This is a genomic window from Streptomyces sp. IBSBF 2435 (assembly GCF_036815005.1).
Lineage (GTDB): Bacteria > Actinomycetota > Actinomycetes > Streptomycetales > Streptomycetaceae > Actinacidiphila.
This window is the reverse complement of sequence record NZ_JAJSYW010000161.1, coordinates 1-16,277: the sequence shown is the minus strand read 5'-3', so window position 1 is coordinate 16,277 and position 16,277 is coordinate 1. Positions and strand designations below refer to the sequence as shown.

The following is a 16,277-nucleotide window of genomic DNA, read 5'->3' as shown; positions in this document are numbered from 1 at the left end:
GCGCCCGTGGGTGTGGGGGGTCGGCGGGGTGGTGCTGGCGTCCGCGCTGTGGGCCGGCGGCCTGCGGCTGTGGTCCGCGCACCACAACGGGCGGCCCGACCTGCACGGTTACGTCCTGGGGGACAGCCCGTGCGGGGGCAGCACGCTGGCGCCGCTGACGCGGGCGCTGCGGGCGGCGGACTCGGCAGCGGTGTCCCCGGCGGCGGCCCGGCTCGGCCCGGCGCTCGACCAGATCCGCTGCACCCTGTCGGTGGGCGCCCCCGACAGCGGCGGCGGCATGGACCGCTACGAGATCTTCGTGACGATCGATCTGCACAAACGCACCGACCCGCGGCCGGAGTTCGACGACCAGCTCCGGATCGACGGTACGGATCTGACGCCGGTGGAGTCCGCGCACCGGGTCGCGGGGCTCGGCGACGAGGCGGTCGCGCAGGCGCTGAGCAGGCAGAGCGAGGAGCTGAAAGTCCTGCACGGGGGCGCGGTGTTCACCCTCACGCTCACCGGCTACGCCACCGACTACATCTCCGAGGACACCTTCGGCGCGCTGCACGGCGGCCCCCGGCAGGTCGCCTCGGACGTCGGACGTTTCGAGTCCGCACTGGTCGACGCGATGCGGAATGTGATGAAAGGTCAGCAGAAGCCCCAGCGTTGACCCTTTACGGCTGAATTCTTCTCACCACTGCGGAACGCAGAATCTTGCGCAAGAAAGTTACTTTTTAGCAATGGTGAGCGTGGATATTGCGGACCCGTGTCCGCGAGATTACGGTGCCCCTTGCGTTAGACGCTCCACCCCCACCGGTGCAGATCCGGCATTCTGTGTCGAAAGGAGCACGTGATGTTCCGCACACCCCCCTTCTCCCGAGGCCGCAGACGGCCACATCCGCAGGACGGCCGAGGCCGAGGCACCGGCCTGAGACGAGCCGTCGCCGTCGTCGGCAGCACCGCGCTGCTGACCACCGGTGGCGTCCTCGCCCTGAGCGCGGCCCCCGCTTACGCCGCCGCCACGGGCGGCAATGGTGCGAGCCTGCCCTACGTCGAGGTGCAGGCCGAGAACTCCGCCACCAACGGCAGCCAGATCGGACCGAGTTGGGCCGCGGGCCAGCTCGGGGACGAGGCGTCGTACCGCAAGGCGGTGACCTTGTCGGGCAGCGGCAAATACGTCACCTTCACCACCCCGGTGGCCACCAACTCGATCGACTTCCGCTACAGCATTCCCGACGGTTCCGGCGGCTCGGTCTACACCGCCCCGCTGTCCTTCGCCATCAACGGCGCCGCGCAGCCCGACTTCACGCTGACCAACGCCTACAGCTGGTACTACGGCAGCTACCCGTTCACCAACCAGCCCGGCAGCAACCCGCACCACTTCTACGACGAGGTCCACCGGCTGCTTCCGCAGACCTATCCGGCCGGCACCACCTTCACCCTCCAGACCGGCGGCAGCAGCGCCGTCACCACCATCGACTTCGCCGACTTCGAGCAGGTCGGCGCGGCCCTCCCGCAGCCCTCCGGCTCGGTGTCGGTCACCAGCAAGGGCGCCGACGCGACCGGCGGCAGCGACTCGACCGCGGCCTTCAACGCGGCGATCAGCGCGGCCGGTTCCGGCGGCACGGTGTGGATCCCGCCGGGCACCTTCAAGATCCCCGGCCACATCATCGTCAACAACGTCACCGTCGCCGGCGCCGGCATGTGGTACTCGACGGTCACCGGTGCCGCGCCCGGCTTCTACGGCGGCTACCAGCCCTCGCCGAGCAGCAACGTGCACCTGCAGAACTTCGCGATCTTCGGCGATGTGCAGGAGCGCGACGACAGCGCGCAGGTCAACGGCATCGGCGGCGCGCTCAGCAATTCCACGGTCTCCAGCGTGTGGATCGACCACATGAAGGTCGGCGCCTGGATGGACGGGCCGATGGACAAGCTGACCTTCACCGGGATGCGCATCCGCGACACCACCGCCGACGGCATCAACTTCCACGGCGGCGTGACCAATTCGACGGTCACCAACAGCGAGATCCGCAACACCGGTGACGACGGCATCGCGACCTGGGCGGACTCCGCACTGGGCGCCGACGCCAACGACACCATCTCCAACAACACCGTCGAGACCCAGATCCTCGCCAACGGCATCGCGATCTACGGCGGCCACGACAACACCGTCAGCGGCAACCTGGTGCAGGACACCGGCCTCGCGCAGGGCGGCGGCATCCACGTCGGCCAGCGCTTCACCTCCACGCCGGTCGGCACCACCAACATCACCAACAACACCATCATCCGGGCCGGCGGCCTCGACCCGAACTGGCAGTTCGGCGTCGGCGCGCTGTGGTTCGACGGCAGCCAGGGCTCCATCACCGGCCCGATCAACGTCACCAACGCACTGATCGAGCAGAGCCCCTACGAGGCCGTGCAGTGGGTCGAGGGCACGGTCAGCGGGGTCAACCTCAACAACGTGACCATCGCCGGCACCGGCACCTTCGCGTTGCAGGAACAGACCGGCGGCGCCGCGAAGTTCACCAACGTCACCGCGACCGGCGTCGGCGCCTCGACGCCCGTCTACAGCTGCGAGGGCGGCAACTTCGTCGTCACCGACGGCGGCGGCAACTCCGGCATCTCCGGTACTCCGCTGTGCGGCGGCTTCCCCGCCCCGGTCTTCCCGCCCTACCCGGCCAGCGGCGTCACGGCCACCCCGGGCGCGCTCAACTTCGGTTCCGTCGCGACCGGTGCGACCAGCGGCGTGCAGACCGTGACGGTCTCCAACCCGACCGGCGCCGCCGCCGCGGTCTCCGCGCTGTCCGCCTCCGGCGACTTCACGCAGACCAACACCTGCGGTACGTCGGTGCCCGCGAACGGATCCTGCACCGTCAGCGTCACCTTCAAGCCGACCGCGAACGGGGTCCGTACCGGCACCCTGACCGTCACCGCGGGCGGCAACACCAGCACCGTCACCCTGACCGGAACCGGCATCGCGCCTGGGCCGGTGCTCAACACCAACCCGGCGAACCTCTCCTTCGGCGGTACGGTCGTCGGCTCGACGGCCGCCCCGCAGACGGTGACCGTCACCAACTCGGGCACCACCGCGGCCACCGTCTCCGCCGTCGCGGCGACCGGTGACTTCACGCAGACCAACAACTGCGGCGCCCTCGCCGTCGGTTCGTCCTGCGCGGTGACCGTGACCTTCAAGCCGACGGCCGGCGGCACCCGCAACGGGACGCTGACGGTGACCAGCAACGCCAACAACAGCCCGACCACGGTGGCGCTGAGCGGCGCCGGCATCGACAGCAGCACCGACATCGCCGCCGGACGCCCGGCGACGGCGAGTTCCACCAACGGCACCTTCGTCGCCGGCAACGTCACCGACGCGGACGCCTCCACTTACTGGGAGAGCGCCGGCGGCGCCTTCCCGCAGTGGGTCCAGGTCGACCTCGGCCAGAACTACAGCGTCGGCAAGGCCACGTTGAAGCTCCCGCCGTCCACGGCGTGGGCGACGCGTACCGAGACGCTGTCCGTCCAGGGCTCCACCGACGGCAACACGTTCAGCACCCTGGCGCCGTCCTCCGTGCAGACCTTCGACCCCAGCGCCAACAACAACACGGTGACCGTCACCTTCCCGGCGGCCACCGCCCGCTACGTACGGATCAACGTCACCGCCAACTCCGGCTGGAGCGCGGCCCAGCTGTCCGGCCTCCAGGTCTACCCGAGCGGCGGCAGCGGCAACCCGTCCTCGGCGACCCTGGCGGTCACCCCGTCCTCCCTCACCTTCGCCGCCCAGGCGCCCGGCACCACCAGCGGCGCCCAGAACGTGACGGTGACCAACACCGGTACGGCCGCCGCGTCGATCAGCTCGGTCGCCGCGTCGGGCGACTTCGCGCAGACCAACACCTGCGGCAGCTCGCTCGCGGCCAACGCCAGCTGCACCGTAGCGGTGAAGTTCACCCCGACCGCGTCCGGCACCCGCACCGGCACCCTGACGATCAACAGCAACGCGTCCAACAACCCGACCACCGTGGCACTGACCGGCACCGGCACCGGCACGGTCAGCACCAACCTCGCGGCGGGCCGGCCCACCACCGAGTCCAGCCACACCGACGTCTACCCGTCGTCGAACCTGACCGACGGCAACCAGGCCAGCTACTGGGAGAGCGCCAACAACGCCTTCCCGCAGTGGGTCCAGGTCGACCTCGGCTCGGCGCAGAGCGTGAGCAAGGTCGTCCTCCAGCTGCCGGCCGGCTGGGGCTCGCGCAACGAGACGCTGTCGGTCACCGGCAGCACCAACAACAGCACCTTCAGCACCCTCAAGTCGTCCGCGTCCTACGCCTTCACCCCGGGCGCGAACAACACCGTCACGATCACCTTCCCGGCCACCACCCAGCGCTACATCCGGGTGACGGTCACCGCCAACGACGGCTGGCCCGCGGGCCAGCTCTCCGAGGTGCAGGTCTGGAACAGCTGATCCAGGCCCGCTGAACGCCAGTGGGGGGGGGGGGGGGGGGGCCGCCCGCGGCCCTGGGGCTGCCGCCCCGCCCCCGCAACCCCCCCCCCCCCCCCCCGCCCCCCCCCCGCGGGGGCCCCCCCCCCCCCCCCCCCCCACTGTGCATGCGCCACGCCGGCTCATCCGCCGGCCACGCCCGCCGCGCGGAACGGCGGGCGGCTCCGTCAGAGGGTGGGGGTGGTGGTGGGGGCCGGGTGGCAGGTGAAGCCGAGGCGGGTGAGGGCGCGGACGACCTCGGTCGTGGTGAAGTCGCGCCGGTCCTGACCGGTGATGATCGCCCCGACCTGCTTGATGGGGTACTGCTTGCGGCCGATGGTCACGGACGCCTCCGTGACCGGCTCCGGCTTGACCCCGCTCATGGATTTCTCGACCTCGTCCTTGATCAGGTCGAATGAGAAGCGGGCGATGACGCAGCGCATGGTGCCTCCGCAGTGTTCGAGGTTCGAGAGGGGTACGTTCAGGACCTACGGCGTGCGGGCCTGCGGCCCCTGGACTGGGTCCGGGAGGCCGACCGCGCCGCGGCGGGCGCCGGGGGCGCGGCCACGGGGACCGGGATGCCGGACGGGGCCTGCGCGCCGGTGATCCGGGTCAGCGCGGCCTCGCCCGAGCGGACCTGGGTGATCTCGGGGGTGATACCGGCCGCGGCCATCAGCCGCGCCATCTCCCGGCGCTGGTGCGGCAGCACGAGGGTGACGACGCTGCCCGACTCGCCCGCGCGGGCGGTACGGCCGCCCCGGTGCAGGTAGTCCTTGTGGTCGCTGGGCGGATCGATGTTGACGACCAGGTCGAGGTCGTCGATGTGGATGCCGCGGGCGGCGACATTCGTGGCGACCAGCGCGGTGACGTCGCCGGTCTTGAAGCGGGCCAGCGTGCGGGTGCGCTGCGGCTGGGACTTGCCGCCGTGCAGGGCCGCCGCCCGTACCCCGCTGTTGAGCAGGTGCGTGGTGAGCCGGTCCACCGCGTGCTTGGTGTCGAGGAAGAGCAGCACCCGACCGTCGCGCGCGGCGATCTCGGTGGTGGTGGCGTACTTGTCGGCGTCGTGCACATGCAGCACGTGGTGGGCCATGGTGGTGACCGCGCCGGCCGCCGGGTCGACCGAGTGCACGACCGGGTCGTTCAGATAGCGCCGCACCAGCAGGTCCACATTGCGGTCGAGGGTGGCGGAGAACAACATCCGCTGCCCCTGCGGGCGTACCTGGTCCAGCAGCCGGGTGACCTGGGGCATGAAGCCCATGTCGGCCATCTGGTCGGCTTCGTCGAGCACCGTGATGCCGACCTCGTCGAGCCGGCAGTCGCCGCGTTCGATCAGGTCGGCGAGCCGGCCCGGGGTGGCGATCACGATGTCGGCGCCGCGCCGCAGCGCCGTCGTCTGCCGGCCGATGGACATGCCGCCGACCACGGTGGTGAGCCGCAGCTGCAGCGTGCGCGCGTACGGGTTGAGCGCGTCGGTGACCTGCTGGGCCAGTTCCCTGGTCGGGACGAGCACCAGGCCGAGCGGGCGGCGCGGCTCCGCGCGCCGGCCGACCTCGGCGGTGCGGACCAGCAGCGCGAGCCCGAAGGCCAGCGTCTTGCCCGAGCCGGTACGGCCCCGGCCGAGCACATCGCGCCCGGCGAGCGTGTTGGGCAGCGTGGCGGCCTGGATCGGGAAGGGCTCGGTCACGCCGAGGCTGGTGAGCACCTTGAGCACCGGCTGGGGTATCCGCAGTTCGGCGAAGGCCGTGACCGCGGGCAGCGCCGGGGTGAGGGTGACCGGCATGGCGAATTCGCCCTGCCGGGCGGGTGCGGGACGGGAGGAGGAGCGCTGCGGCCCGCCGCTGCGGGCGTACCCGCCGCCGCGGCTGCCGCCCGAGCCGCCCGCGGACGTGCCGGAACCGCGGGATCCGCCGGTTCCGCGCGCCCCGCGTGTCGTGCGGGAATACCGTTCGTTGTCACGAGCCTGACGATTCATGCAAGCCTTTCCTCGATGCGGCGCGTATCGAGGAATTCCCGGTGCGGCGGATGTGTCGTGCGCCGCGGTGCGGGGAATTGCAGGAACGGGCCGGAACACGAACCCGGGTCCGCACCGAAGGTGCGGACCCGGATGTGCTGATGCGGGGTGCGTCAGGCGGGAACGATGTTCTCGGCCTGGGGACCCTTCTGGCCCTGAGTGACGTCGAAGGTCACCTTCTGGCCTTCCTGCAGCTCACGGAAGCCGGAGGCAGAGATGTTGGAGTAGTGGGCGAAGACGTCGGCGCCGCCGCCGTCCTGCTCGATGAAGCCGAAGCCCTTTTCCGCGTTGAACCACTTCACGGTGCCAGTAGCCATTTTTCTAAATTCTCCTTGGGGCAATACCGCCGGGCCCGCACTGCGCAGACCCGGTGTCGCCGAGATGATTACCCCGTCCGGAGATTTGCACACCGGAATCAAAGCTATGGGAACCACGACTGCAACTGCTTCCACCGTAGCACGGCGCAACCGGGCAGGCGCGGGATGTCATTTCGCTGAGCCCGCCGTGCCATAAACTCTCACCGGCGGTTTCGACAGTTTCTGCCGTGGCGGGCACAGAAATGCTCAGCTGGTGCCGTCAGCCGGGTGCTCGCCGGACGGCAGCCGGCCGCGCATCTCGTCGTTGAGCCGCTTGGCCTCCTCCAGCTGGTCCTCCAGGATGACGATCCGGCACGCGGCCTCGATCGGCGTACCGGCGTCGACCAGCTCGCGGGCCCGGGCGGCAATCCGCAGCTGGTAACGGGAGTAGCGGCGGTGACCGCCCTCGGAGCGCAGCGGGGTGATCAGCCTGGCCTCGCCGATGGCCCGCAGGAAGGTCGGGGTGGCGCCGATCATCTCGGCGGCGCGACCCATCGTGTACGCCGGGTAGTCGTCGTCGTCAAGCCGGTCGGCGGTCCGCGGCGAGTGTTCAGGGGGCACTTACACCTCTTGGGGGATGCGCCGGGCTTGGCCCGGCCGCACTAGGAAGCCTACCGGGCCGACGGCAGCATTTCACGTCCGCCCGGTGCCGTTCCGCGGCGCACCCGTGACGTACCGGGCAACGCCGCGCTGCCGGTGCTCAAGCTCGTCGCCCGCCTGGCGCTGCGGAATGTGCTGCCCAACGGCCGGATCGTCACCCCGGGTGCGTAAAGCCGCCTGCCTCCCAGCGCCCCCTCGGGCCGAAAGCCCCGCGCGCCACCGACCCGGCGACGGAACCCGCGGCCCCCGGCGGCGCGAAAGCCCGCAGGCCCCGACCGGCGAGCGGTCGGGACCTGCGGGGGAGGCGCGTACGTCCAGAGGCGCGTACGCGCCCAGAGCGCGGACGTCAGGCGGAGCGGACGTCAGGAGAGCGGGTGATCAGGACTCGACCCACGACGACCACGCCATGTTCCAGCCGTTGAGCCCGTTGCTCGGGGGGATGACCTTGTCGGGGGAGTTGACGACCTGGACGACGTCGCCGATCAGCGAGTGGTCGTAGAACCAGGCGGCCGGCGTGGTCGGGTCGCCGCCGCCCTTGACGTCGCGCAGGCCGACGCAGCCGTGGCTGGTGTTCTCGTGGCCGAAGGTGGAGGCGGGCCGCCAGTAGTTGCCGTGCGCGAAGGTGCCGGAGTCGGACAGCCGCATGCCGTGCGGGACGTCCTTGATGCGGTAGGCGTTGCCCAGACCCACGGTCTGCGAGTCCATGTCCACCACCTTGTCCTTCTCCTCGATCACCATCTTGCCGTTGTAGGTGGTGTGGCCGGCGTCACCGAGGCTGGTGGGGTAGGTCTTGAGGAGCTTGCCGTCGCGGTAGATCGTCAGCATCTTGGTCTTGTTGTCCGCGACGGAGGTCTGCGAGCGGCCGATGGTGAAGGTGACGTCCTTGTACTGGGCCCCGTAGACGCCCTTGGAGGTCTTCACGCCGTCGAGCTTGAGGTGGAGCGTGACCTTGGTGCCGGCCGCCCAGTAGTTCTCGGGGCGGAAGTCGATGCGCTGGGAGCTGAACCAGTGGCCCTCGACGGGGACGCTCGGCTCGGCGGTGACGGTGACCGCGTGGCGTACGTCGGCCTGGTTGGTGACCGGCTTGTTGAAGCGGATCGACACCTCCATGCCCACGCCGTACGTCTTGCCCGAATCGACGTTGAAGATGCCGTAGTTGGTGGCGGAGGCGGTCGGCTTCACGGTGGTGAACGCCGACTGCTGGCTGGCGGCCTTGCCGTCGGTGTCCGTGGCGGTGGCGGAGACGGAGTAGTGCGTGTTGGTGCGCAGGGTGCCCTTCGGCGTCCAGCTGCCGCCGTCGGCGGATATCGCGCCGTCGACCGGGGTGCCGTCCTGCGAGGTCACCGCGACCTTGGTCAGCTTGCCCTTGGCGGCCGAGACCTTCAGCGCGCCCGAGGTGTCCACCCCGGTGGCACCGTTCGCCGGCAGCACGGTGAGGGCCGCCTGCGAGCCGTTCGCCGGGGCCGAGCCGTTCGCCGAGCCGTTCTTGCCGTCCGCGCCGGAATGCGCGTCGGCGTCGCCCCCGCAGGCCGCGGCGCCGAGCAGTACGGCGCCCAGCGCGAGCGCCATCAGCCCTCTCCTGCCGCGCGCGCTCCGTACGCCCCAGGTGCGCCGGCCGCCGGCAGCGGCCCCCTCCACCCCGGTGGCGGTGTCGGCCGCCGTCTGCTCCGTCATCACTCGTGTCTCCCCATTTCCGCAAAGGTCGCACTCTAGGAGACCGCATCCCGGGCCCGCGGTTGCGGCTGTTGCATGACTGATACGTCACGTCCCCCGGAGCGATTCAGCCGGGGTGCCGTCCGCGCACGCGGGCCGCGCCCGCGCGCGGCGGGTCGGCCCCGCCTCCGCACAGCACCACGCAGAGTCTCCCGCACTGCGGCTCCTAGCCGGAGGACGTTTCGGCGGGCGGCTTTGTTCCGTAAACGTTGCCGGTTCTCTTGACAGCGCGGAGGGCAGGGGAAGACCCTCCTGAGAGCGCTCTCACCTCCCCCCAACCCGGTACCGCGGCAGGGCCAGTTGCGGTACCGCCCCCCACAGGAGAAGGAGTACGTCCGCATGTCGATCAGAGGCAAGCGTTTGCGGCCACCGGGCCGCGGACCGGTCAGGCGGTTCGGGATCGGGCTGCTGGCCGCGACGGCCGTGGCGGCCGTCACACTGGCGGGCTCAGCTCAGGCGTCCGCATCCGGTCCGGCGTCCGCGCCCGCCCGGGCCGCCGCCGTACAGCCGGCCGCGGCCCACCCGGCCGCCGTGAAGCCGGCCGCCGTGCCCGCCGCGCCGGCCGGCTTCACCACCACCTGGAGCGACGACTTCAACGGTGCCGCCAACACCGGTCTGAACACCGACACCTGGCGCTACGACGCGGGCGCCGGCTGGACCTTCGGCACCGGCGAGATCGAGACGATGACCAACAGCACGGCCAACGTCTACCAGGACGGCAGCGGCCACCTGGTGCTCAAGGCCCTGCACACCGGCACCGACCCGGCCGCCAACTGGACCTCGGGCCGGGTCGAGACCCAGGCGGACGGCTTCGGCGCGCAGCCGGGCGGCGTCGTACGGATGCAGGCGTCCATCCAGCAGCCCAACGTGACCACCGCCAACGGCGCGGGCTACTGGCCCGCGTTCTGGATGCTGGGCTCCCCGCTGCGGGTCGGCGTGCCGTGGCCGGGGTCGGGCGAGGTCGACATCCTGGAGGACATCAACGGCCGCAGCTCCGTCTTCGGCACCCTGCACTGCGGTGTCGGCTCCGGCGGCCCCTGCAACGAGACCAGCGGCGTCGGCAGTGGCGAGCACGCCTGCTCCGGCTGCCAGACCGGCTACCACACCTACGCGGTGGAGGTCGACCGCTCGACCTCTCCCGAGCAGATCCGCTGGTACCTGGACGGCGCCAACTACTTCACCCTGCGCTCCGACCAGGTGGACGCGGCGGCCTGGGCCAACGCGGTCGACCACAGCTTCTACATCATCTTCGACCTGGCGATCGGCGGCGGCTTCCCCGCGGCCTTCGGCGGCGGCCCCAACGCCGCCACGGTCTCCGGCGGTCAGATGAACATCGACTACGTGGCCGTCTACAACAAGTCGCCCGACCACGGCACCAACATCGCCAAGGGCAAGCCGACCACGTCCTCGTCCAACGAGAGCGCGACCTTCCCGGCGTCCAACGCCACCGACGGCGACATCACCACCCGCTGGTCGAGCGGATTCTCCGACCCGCAGTGGCTCCAGGTCGACCTGGGCCAGAACTACAACGTCAACCACGCGACGCTCACCTGGGAGGCGGCGGCCGCATCCGCCTACCAGTTGCAGACGTCCACCGACGGCACCAACTGGACCACCGTCTACACCAACAACAACAGTCCGGCCGACATCCAGGACACCAACCTGTCGGTGACCGCCCGCTACGTCAGGGTCTACGCCACCGCCAGATCCTCGCAGTACGGCGACTCGCTGTACGAGATCGCCCTGTTCGGCAGCCCGTCCTCGGGCGGCGGCGGCCCGGCGACCCTGCTGTCGCAGGGGAAGACGGCGACCGCGTCGTCGACCGAGAACTCCGGCACCCCGGCGTCCGCGGCCGTGGACGGCAACACCGGCACCCGCTGGTCGAGCGCCTTCTCCGACCCGCAGTGGCTCCAGGTCGACCTCGGCGCCAGCCACAGCGTCAGCCAGGTCGTCCTCAACTGGGAGACGGCGGCGGGCAAGGCCTTCCAGATCCAGACCTCGCCCGACGGCGCCAACTGGACCACCGTCTACAGCACGACGACCAGCACCGGCGGCACCCAGACCATTCCGGTCACCGGCACCGGCCGCTACGTCCGGATGAACGGCACCGTCCGTACCACGCAATACGGCTACTCGCTCTGGGAGTTCCAGGTCTACGGCACCTGATCCCCGGCTCGCGCCGCCCCGCTCCGGTACGGCCGCCACCTCGGCGGCGGGCGTACCGGAGCGGTTGCGCGTGCGGCGGCCCCCGGCATCCGAGCGGCCTTCGAGCGCCCCGGCCGGGGGCACGTGCCGCCCACCCGTTCGGACCCGCCGCGCTGGCGGGCGGGGTCGGGGGCGCCCACGATGGCCGGGGTAGCCGTACCGGCCAGGGCGCGGCACCGCCGACCCTGGAGAGCGATGTGGACGTCTTCCCGCCCCTGCCGCTGGAATCCTGGCGGGACACGAAGGAGACGCTGCACCGCTTCGTGCAGATCGTCGGCAAGATCCGGCTGGCCGCCAGTCCGCGCCGCAACCACTGGTGGAACGTACCGTTCCATCTGACCGGGCAGGGCATCACCACCCGGCCGATGGGGCCGATCCGCGGCGGCGACTCCTTCTGCGTGGACTTCGACTTCGTCGCGCACCGCCTCGTGGTGCGGACGCTGTCCGGCCGGCAGACGTCCTTCCCGCTCGCGGAGCGCTCGGTCGCCGACTTCTACCGGGACACCGTCACCGCGCTCATCGCGCTCGACATCGACGCGGCGCCGCAGCACCCGTACCCCTACGACCTGCCGGACGCGCGGCGGCCGTTCGCTGAGGACCACGAGCACCGCAGCTACGACCCGGCCGCGGTCACCCGCTACTGGCGGGTCCTGAGCCAGGTCAATCTGCTGCTGGAGGAGTACGCGGCCGGCTTCTCCGGCAAGACCAGCCCGGTGCACCACTTCTGGCACACCTTCGACATCGCGGTGACCCGGTTCTCCGAGCGCGAGATCGCCCCGCCCGCCGACGCCGACCCGGTCACCCGGGAGGCGTACTCGCGCGAGGTGATCAGCGCCGGGTTCTGGTTCGGCGACGACAGCGTGCCCGCGCCCGCCTTCTACTCCTACACCGCGCCCGAGCCCCCCGGCCTGGCCGACCGGCCGCTGCACCCGGGCGCCGCCCAGTGGTCGGCCGCCCGCGGCAGCCACATCGCGCTGCTGATGTACGACGACGCCCGGGCCGCCGACGACCCCTGGGCCACCACCCTGGGCTTCCTGGACAGCGCCTACCGCGCCGGAGCGGAGCTGACCCACTGGGAGCGCCGCCGCGAGTGCCCGGGCGGCATCACCGACCCGCGGCTGCGGGCGGCGCCCGGCGCGGGCTGACGCGGGCGCCCGGCGCGGGCGGCGAGGACGGCGAGGACGGGTGACGCGGACGGCCCCGCTGCCCGCCGGAGGGCGGGCAGCGGGGCCGTTGTCGTACGCGGCCGGCTCTCTCAGTTGGTGTAGTAACCGAAGAGGTCGGCGATCACCGCGACGGAACCGGCGTTGACATGGAAGTCGACCTTCCCGTTGATCACCGGGACCGTGACCAGGTTGGCGACGATCTCGCCCTTCGTCCAGTTGAGGCTGGACGAGGAAGGCCGGGCCGCTCCGTCGGGCCACACGGTGAGCACACCGCTGCCGGTGCCGTTGGCGACCGTCACGTTGAGCACGACCGCCTTGGCGCCGGTCACCACGTTGCCGTCGTTGAGGTTCAGCGACAGGTCCTTGGTGGAGGCGAGCGGACCGATCGCCGGCGCGCCGTTGCCGTAACGGGTGTCGAGCACCCGGCTCGGGCCCGCGGAGTGGAACTTCGCGCCCGCGCTGTCCGCCGAGTAGTAGCCGAAGACGTCGGCCACGAAGTGCACCGTGCCGCTGCCGGAGTTGAACAGGTCCACCTTGCCGTTCGCGCCGATCGGCAGCACCACCAGGTTCGGACGCGTCTCGCCCTTCACCCAGTTGATGTTGGACGAGGTCGGCTGCGTCGTGCCGTCCGGGTACGCGATCAGGTGGCCGGTCGCGGTCGGGGCGGTGGCCGTCACGTTCAGGATGACGGCCGAGGCGCCCGTGGCCGGGACACCGGCGGTGCCGGCGATCTGCACCGCCACCGCGGAGTTGGACTTGACCGGCGTGGTCGTCGGCGTCCCGATGTGCGAGCGGGTGTCCAGCACGCGGGCCGGGCCGACAGGGGTGTAGGTGGCGCCGGTCGCCGAGGTGGAGAAGTAGCCGAAGACGTCAGCCACGAAGTGGACCGTGCCGCCGCTGGCGTTGTAGAGGTCCACCTTGCCGCCCGTCCCGACCGGCACGGTGACCAGGTTCGGGATGATCTGCCCCTTGAGCCAGTTGAGGTTCGAGGAGGTGGGGCGGGTCGTCCCGTGCGGGTACGCGATCAGGTGACCGGTCGCCGTCGGCGAGACCGCGGTGGTGTTGAGCACCACGGAGGTGACGACGGAGCCGGCCGGGGGGTTGACGCCGCCCGCGCCGGTGACCTGGAGCGCCACCGCGGAGTTGGCCTTGACCGGCGTGGTCGTGGACACCCCGACGTGGTAGCGGGTGTCGAGGATGCGGGCCGGGTTCACCGAGGTGAAGGTGCCGGCCGGCTGCTGCGGAACCGCCTTGCACAGCGCGGGGATGATGCTGCGGGCCTTCGGGGTGCCCAGGCCCGTGGTGAGGTCGTAACCGGTGCCGGCGTAGTAGCCGGAGGTCGGACCGTCGTCGGTGGGCAGGTAGTTGCCGCCGTCGACGATGTCACGGAAGGCGGTCGCCGGGAGCTTGTACAGCGCCGGGTTGATCCAGCCCACCGGGCCGTCCGCCGCGCACGACAGGTCCAGGTCGGCCTGCGCGACCAGGGCCGCCCAGGTCGGCGAGGCGCCGGAGGTGCCGCCGATGATGCCCCAGTCCTGCGAGCCGTCCGGCTCCTGGCCGTTGGCGATCAGGTAGCCGGTGTTGGGGTCGCCGAGCGCGGCGACGTCCGGAACCTGCCGGCACTTCTGCCCCGTCCCGGTCTCGCACGCGTTGACGTAGCCCGGGCCGTTGACGCCGGCCTGGAAGCCGGACGTACCGTCCTGCGTCACGTAGGTGGACACGCCGCCACCGGTGGCGCCGTAGTAGCCGTCGTTCCAGGTCGACTGGCCGGCGCCGTTCGCGCCGGTCATGGTGGTGCCGCCGACGCCGAGGACGTACGGCTGGCTCGCCGGGTCGTCCACGGACAGCGCACCGCTGTTGGCGGTGCCGTTGAAGGCGCAGTCGCCGGAACCGCTGTCACCGGACGCGGCCGTCACCGTCTGGCCCTGGGCCGCCGCCTGCTGGAAGACCAGGTTCTCGGCCGCCATGAAGGGCGCGGACGTGTCCTGCTCGCAGCTGCCCCAGCTGGTGGAGATCACCTGGGCGCGGTTGTCCGTCACCATCTTCTGGTAGACGTCCAGGATGTTCTGGTACGTGACGGGCGCCGGGTTGCCCTGCGCGTCGGTGATGTCGGGGCCCTGGTAGACGACCAGCGAGGCCTGCGGGACGAGCCCGATCAGGTCCTCGATGTCCAGCGCGGACTCCGAGCCGATGAACAGCGACGCGTCCGCCGCCACCTTCGGGCCGCCGTCCACCTTGACCGCGCTGACCGGCACGTTGGTGCCGTAGCAGGACTGGTAGGCGGCGATGTCCTTGGCGCTGTAGCTCTCCAGCTCGAAGATGCCCACGGTCACGCCGGTGCCGACGTTCGGCTCGTCCGCCATGCCGTACGCGCCCGCCAGCGAGCGGGCGCTCCAGTACTGCTGGGTGTCGTTCCAGCCGATGCCGGCCGCGCCGTTCTTGATGCTGCTGCACAGCGCCGGCGTCTTGCCGTTGATCCGCGGCGCGACGGACGTACCGCCGGAGGCGCCCGGGGAGGCGGTGAACTTCTTCTTCTGCTTCACCGAGAGGTGCGAGCGCACCGGGGCCGTCGTGGTCAGGCCGGTCACCGCGGTGATGGCGGGTGCCACGTCGCCCTGGACGGACGGGGCGGCGGTGTTCGTCACACCGGTACGGCCCTCGCGGTCACGGAAGCCGGTGAAGCCGGTGCGGAAAGCTTTCTCCGCGGCGCCGACCGTGGTGTGCACCGGCAGGGTCAGACCGTCGGACTCCAGCGCTCCCGTGGTCAGCCCCTGGGCCTTCAGGGCCGCACGGACCCGGGCCACGGTGGCGTCGGTGGCACCGAAGGACGAGCTGAACTGCCCGGTCTTCAGGTACTGGTGGTAGAGCGGTGAGCCCGGCGTCGAGACGTCGGTGATGAACTTCTTCAGGCCGGCCGGGTCGCGCGGCGACAGCACGACGCCCAGGTCGAGCGAGGTGTCGCCGGCGGGAGCGGCGGTGCGCACGGCGCCGGCCGGCAGCGTCGGGGCGGGGCCGACGCGCTGCGGCGCCGGGGCCGGCGTGCTGTCGGCCGCGGCCACCGGTGCGATCGCGGCGACCATCGCCAGGGCGGTGGCGGCCACCACGCCGCCGGGCAGCGCGCTGCGGTAGCGGGAACGGGCGCGTATCGCCCCTGTCCCGGTGCGGGACGCCGCGTCGCGGGCAGGAATGCCCATGAAGTTTCTCCTTCGTCGTACGAATCAGCTGGCCGTCCGGGCACGGCGATACGACAGAGGGGCCGCCCGTCGCATGACGGCGGCGTTCGAGTTCGTGATCCCCCCAGGCGCGGATGTCGGCCGGGCCGACCCGTGCTGGTTGTGCAGAAGCCCCCTGCGGCATCACCCGGGAGGAAGGACGGCCTGCCCTTCCCGCCGTGAGACTGCCAGCGTTGCTTTGTATCAGCTGTGGCGGCCGGGATGTCGAACGGGGTGCCGAATATTACCTGCTCTTGGTGAATGCCCTCCGGTGTTCCCCTGCTCCCCGCCCCACCGCCGGACCTGCCGAATCCCGCATTCCGGCTCAGCACTGCCAGTGCGGCTTGCCCGATTTCGTCCGGCATGTGATCGAGCGGCCCTGAGCGTCGGTCGTCGTCCTGCCGAGGTCGGCCTTCCGGCAGGACTGCCCCGCCTTGTCGCAGCTCCCCGCGTTGGAACGGATACTGCACGCCCCGCCGGCGGCCGGCGCCGGCGTGTGGCTGTCTCTTATAAAAAAATCCGAGCCCACGAGACTTCGGTGTGAATCTGGGTTTG

General features: G+C 71.2%; 10 protein-coding genes. 4 read left to right on the top strand and 6 right to left on the bottom strand.

What is annotated here, in order from left to right; genetic code table 11:
• Positions 1–652, top strand: a 652-nt coding sequence (locus V7E46_RS25830) for a hypothetical protein (RefSeq protein ID WP_333770643.1), incomplete at its 5' end; no start/stop codon positions are given.
• A 183-nt stretch (positions 653–835) separates the two neighbouring features.
• Positions 836–4,444: a choice-of-anchor D domain-containing protein gene (locus V7E46_RS25825; protein ID WP_333770642.1), complete on the top strand. Its 3,609-nt coding sequence runs from the start codon at positions 836–838 to the stop codon at positions 4,442–4,444.
• Between the two features lie 203 nt (positions 4,445–4,647).
• Here the strand turns inward: V7E46_RS25825 and V7E46_RS25820 are convergent, their stop codons facing one another.
• The 5 genes from V7E46_RS25820 to V7E46_RS25800 all read right to left on the bottom strand — a co-directional run bounded on the left by V7E46_RS25820 (position 4,648) and on the right by V7E46_RS25800 (position 9,100).
• Positions 4,648–4,902, bottom strand: coding sequence for an SCO5918 family protein (locus V7E46_RS25820; RefSeq protein WP_073494971.1), 255 nt, complete (start codon positions 4,900–4,902; stop codon positions 4,648–4,650).
• Positions 4,903–4,940: 38 nt separating this feature from the next.
• A complete protein-coding gene (locus tag V7E46_RS25815; protein WP_333770641.1) occupies positions 4,941–6,431 on the bottom strand; it encodes a DEAD/DEAH box helicase in 1,491 nt (496 codons plus the stop codon).
• Between the two features lie 152 nt (positions 6,432–6,583).
• Positions 6,584–6,787, bottom strand: coding sequence for a cold-shock protein (locus V7E46_RS25810; RefSeq protein WP_329177513.1), 204 nt, complete (start codon positions 6,785–6,787; stop codon positions 6,584–6,586).
• Positions 6,788–7,033: 246 nt separating this feature from the next.
• Entirely contained in the window at positions 7,034–7,387 is a 354-nt protein-coding gene (locus V7E46_RS25805; RefSeq protein WP_329177515.1) for a MerR family transcriptional regulator, read from the bottom strand.
• Between the two features lie 417 nt (positions 7,388–7,804).
• Complete coding sequence (locus tag V7E46_RS25800; protein WP_443054346.1) at positions 7,805–9,100, bottom strand: L,D-transpeptidase; 1,296 nt, start codon at positions 9,098–9,100, stop codon at positions 7,805–7,807.
• Between the two features lie 378 nt (positions 9,101–9,478).
• Between V7E46_RS25800 and V7E46_RS25795 the strand changes: the two genes are divergently transcribed.
• Both V7E46_RS25795 and V7E46_RS25790 read left to right on the top strand, forming a co-directional pair.
• Positions 9,479–11,305 carry a galactose-binding domain-containing protein gene (locus tag V7E46_RS25795; RefSeq protein WP_333770640.1) on the top strand — a complete coding sequence of 609 codons (1,827 nt, stop codon included), beginning with the start codon at positions 9,479–9,481 and terminating at the stop codon, positions 11,303–11,305.
• Positions 11,306–11,541: 236 nt separating this feature from the next.
• A complete protein-coding gene (locus V7E46_RS25790; protein WP_333770639.1) occupies positions 11,542–12,489 on the top strand; it encodes a DUF5996 family protein in 948 nt (315 codons plus the stop codon).
• Between the two features lie 110 nt (positions 12,490–12,599).
• On the opposite strand, the gene V7E46_RS25785 is transcribed toward V7E46_RS25790, so the two are convergent.
• A complete protein-coding gene (locus V7E46_RS25785; RefSeq protein WP_333770638.1) occupies positions 12,600–15,704 on the bottom strand; it encodes a S53 family peptidase in 3,105 nt (1,034 codons plus the stop codon).
• Positions 15,705–16,277: the final 573 nt, after the last annotated feature.

Bases quoted from the DNA above. Each gene is read 5' to 3' on its own strand.
- V7E46_RS25825 (WP_333770642.1), top strand. From the start codon at position 836: ATGTTCCGCACACCCCCCTTCTCCCGAGGCCGCAGACGGCCACATCCG.
- V7E46_RS25820 (WP_073494971.1), bottom strand. From the start codon at position 4,902: ATGCGCTGCGTCATCGCCCGCTTCTCATTCGACCTGATCAAGGACGAG.
- V7E46_RS25815 (WP_333770641.1), bottom strand. From the start codon at position 6,431: ATGAATCGTCAGGCTCGTGACAACGAACGGTATTCCCGCACGACACGC.
- V7E46_RS25810 (WP_329177513.1), bottom strand. From the start codon at position 6,787: ATGGCTACTGGCACCGTGAAGTGGTTCAACGCGGAAAAGGGCTTCGGC.
- V7E46_RS25800 (WP_443054346.1), bottom strand. From the start codon at position 9,100: ATGACGGAGCAGACGGCGGCCGACACCGCCACCGGGGTGGAGGGGGCC.
- V7E46_RS25795 (WP_333770640.1), top strand. From the start codon at position 9,479: ATGTCGATCAGAGGCAAGCGTTTGCGGCCACCGGGCCGCGGACCGGTC.
- V7E46_RS25785 (WP_333770638.1), bottom strand. From the start codon at position 15,704: ATGGGCATTCCTGCCCGCGACGCGGCGTCCCGCACCGGGACAGGGGCG.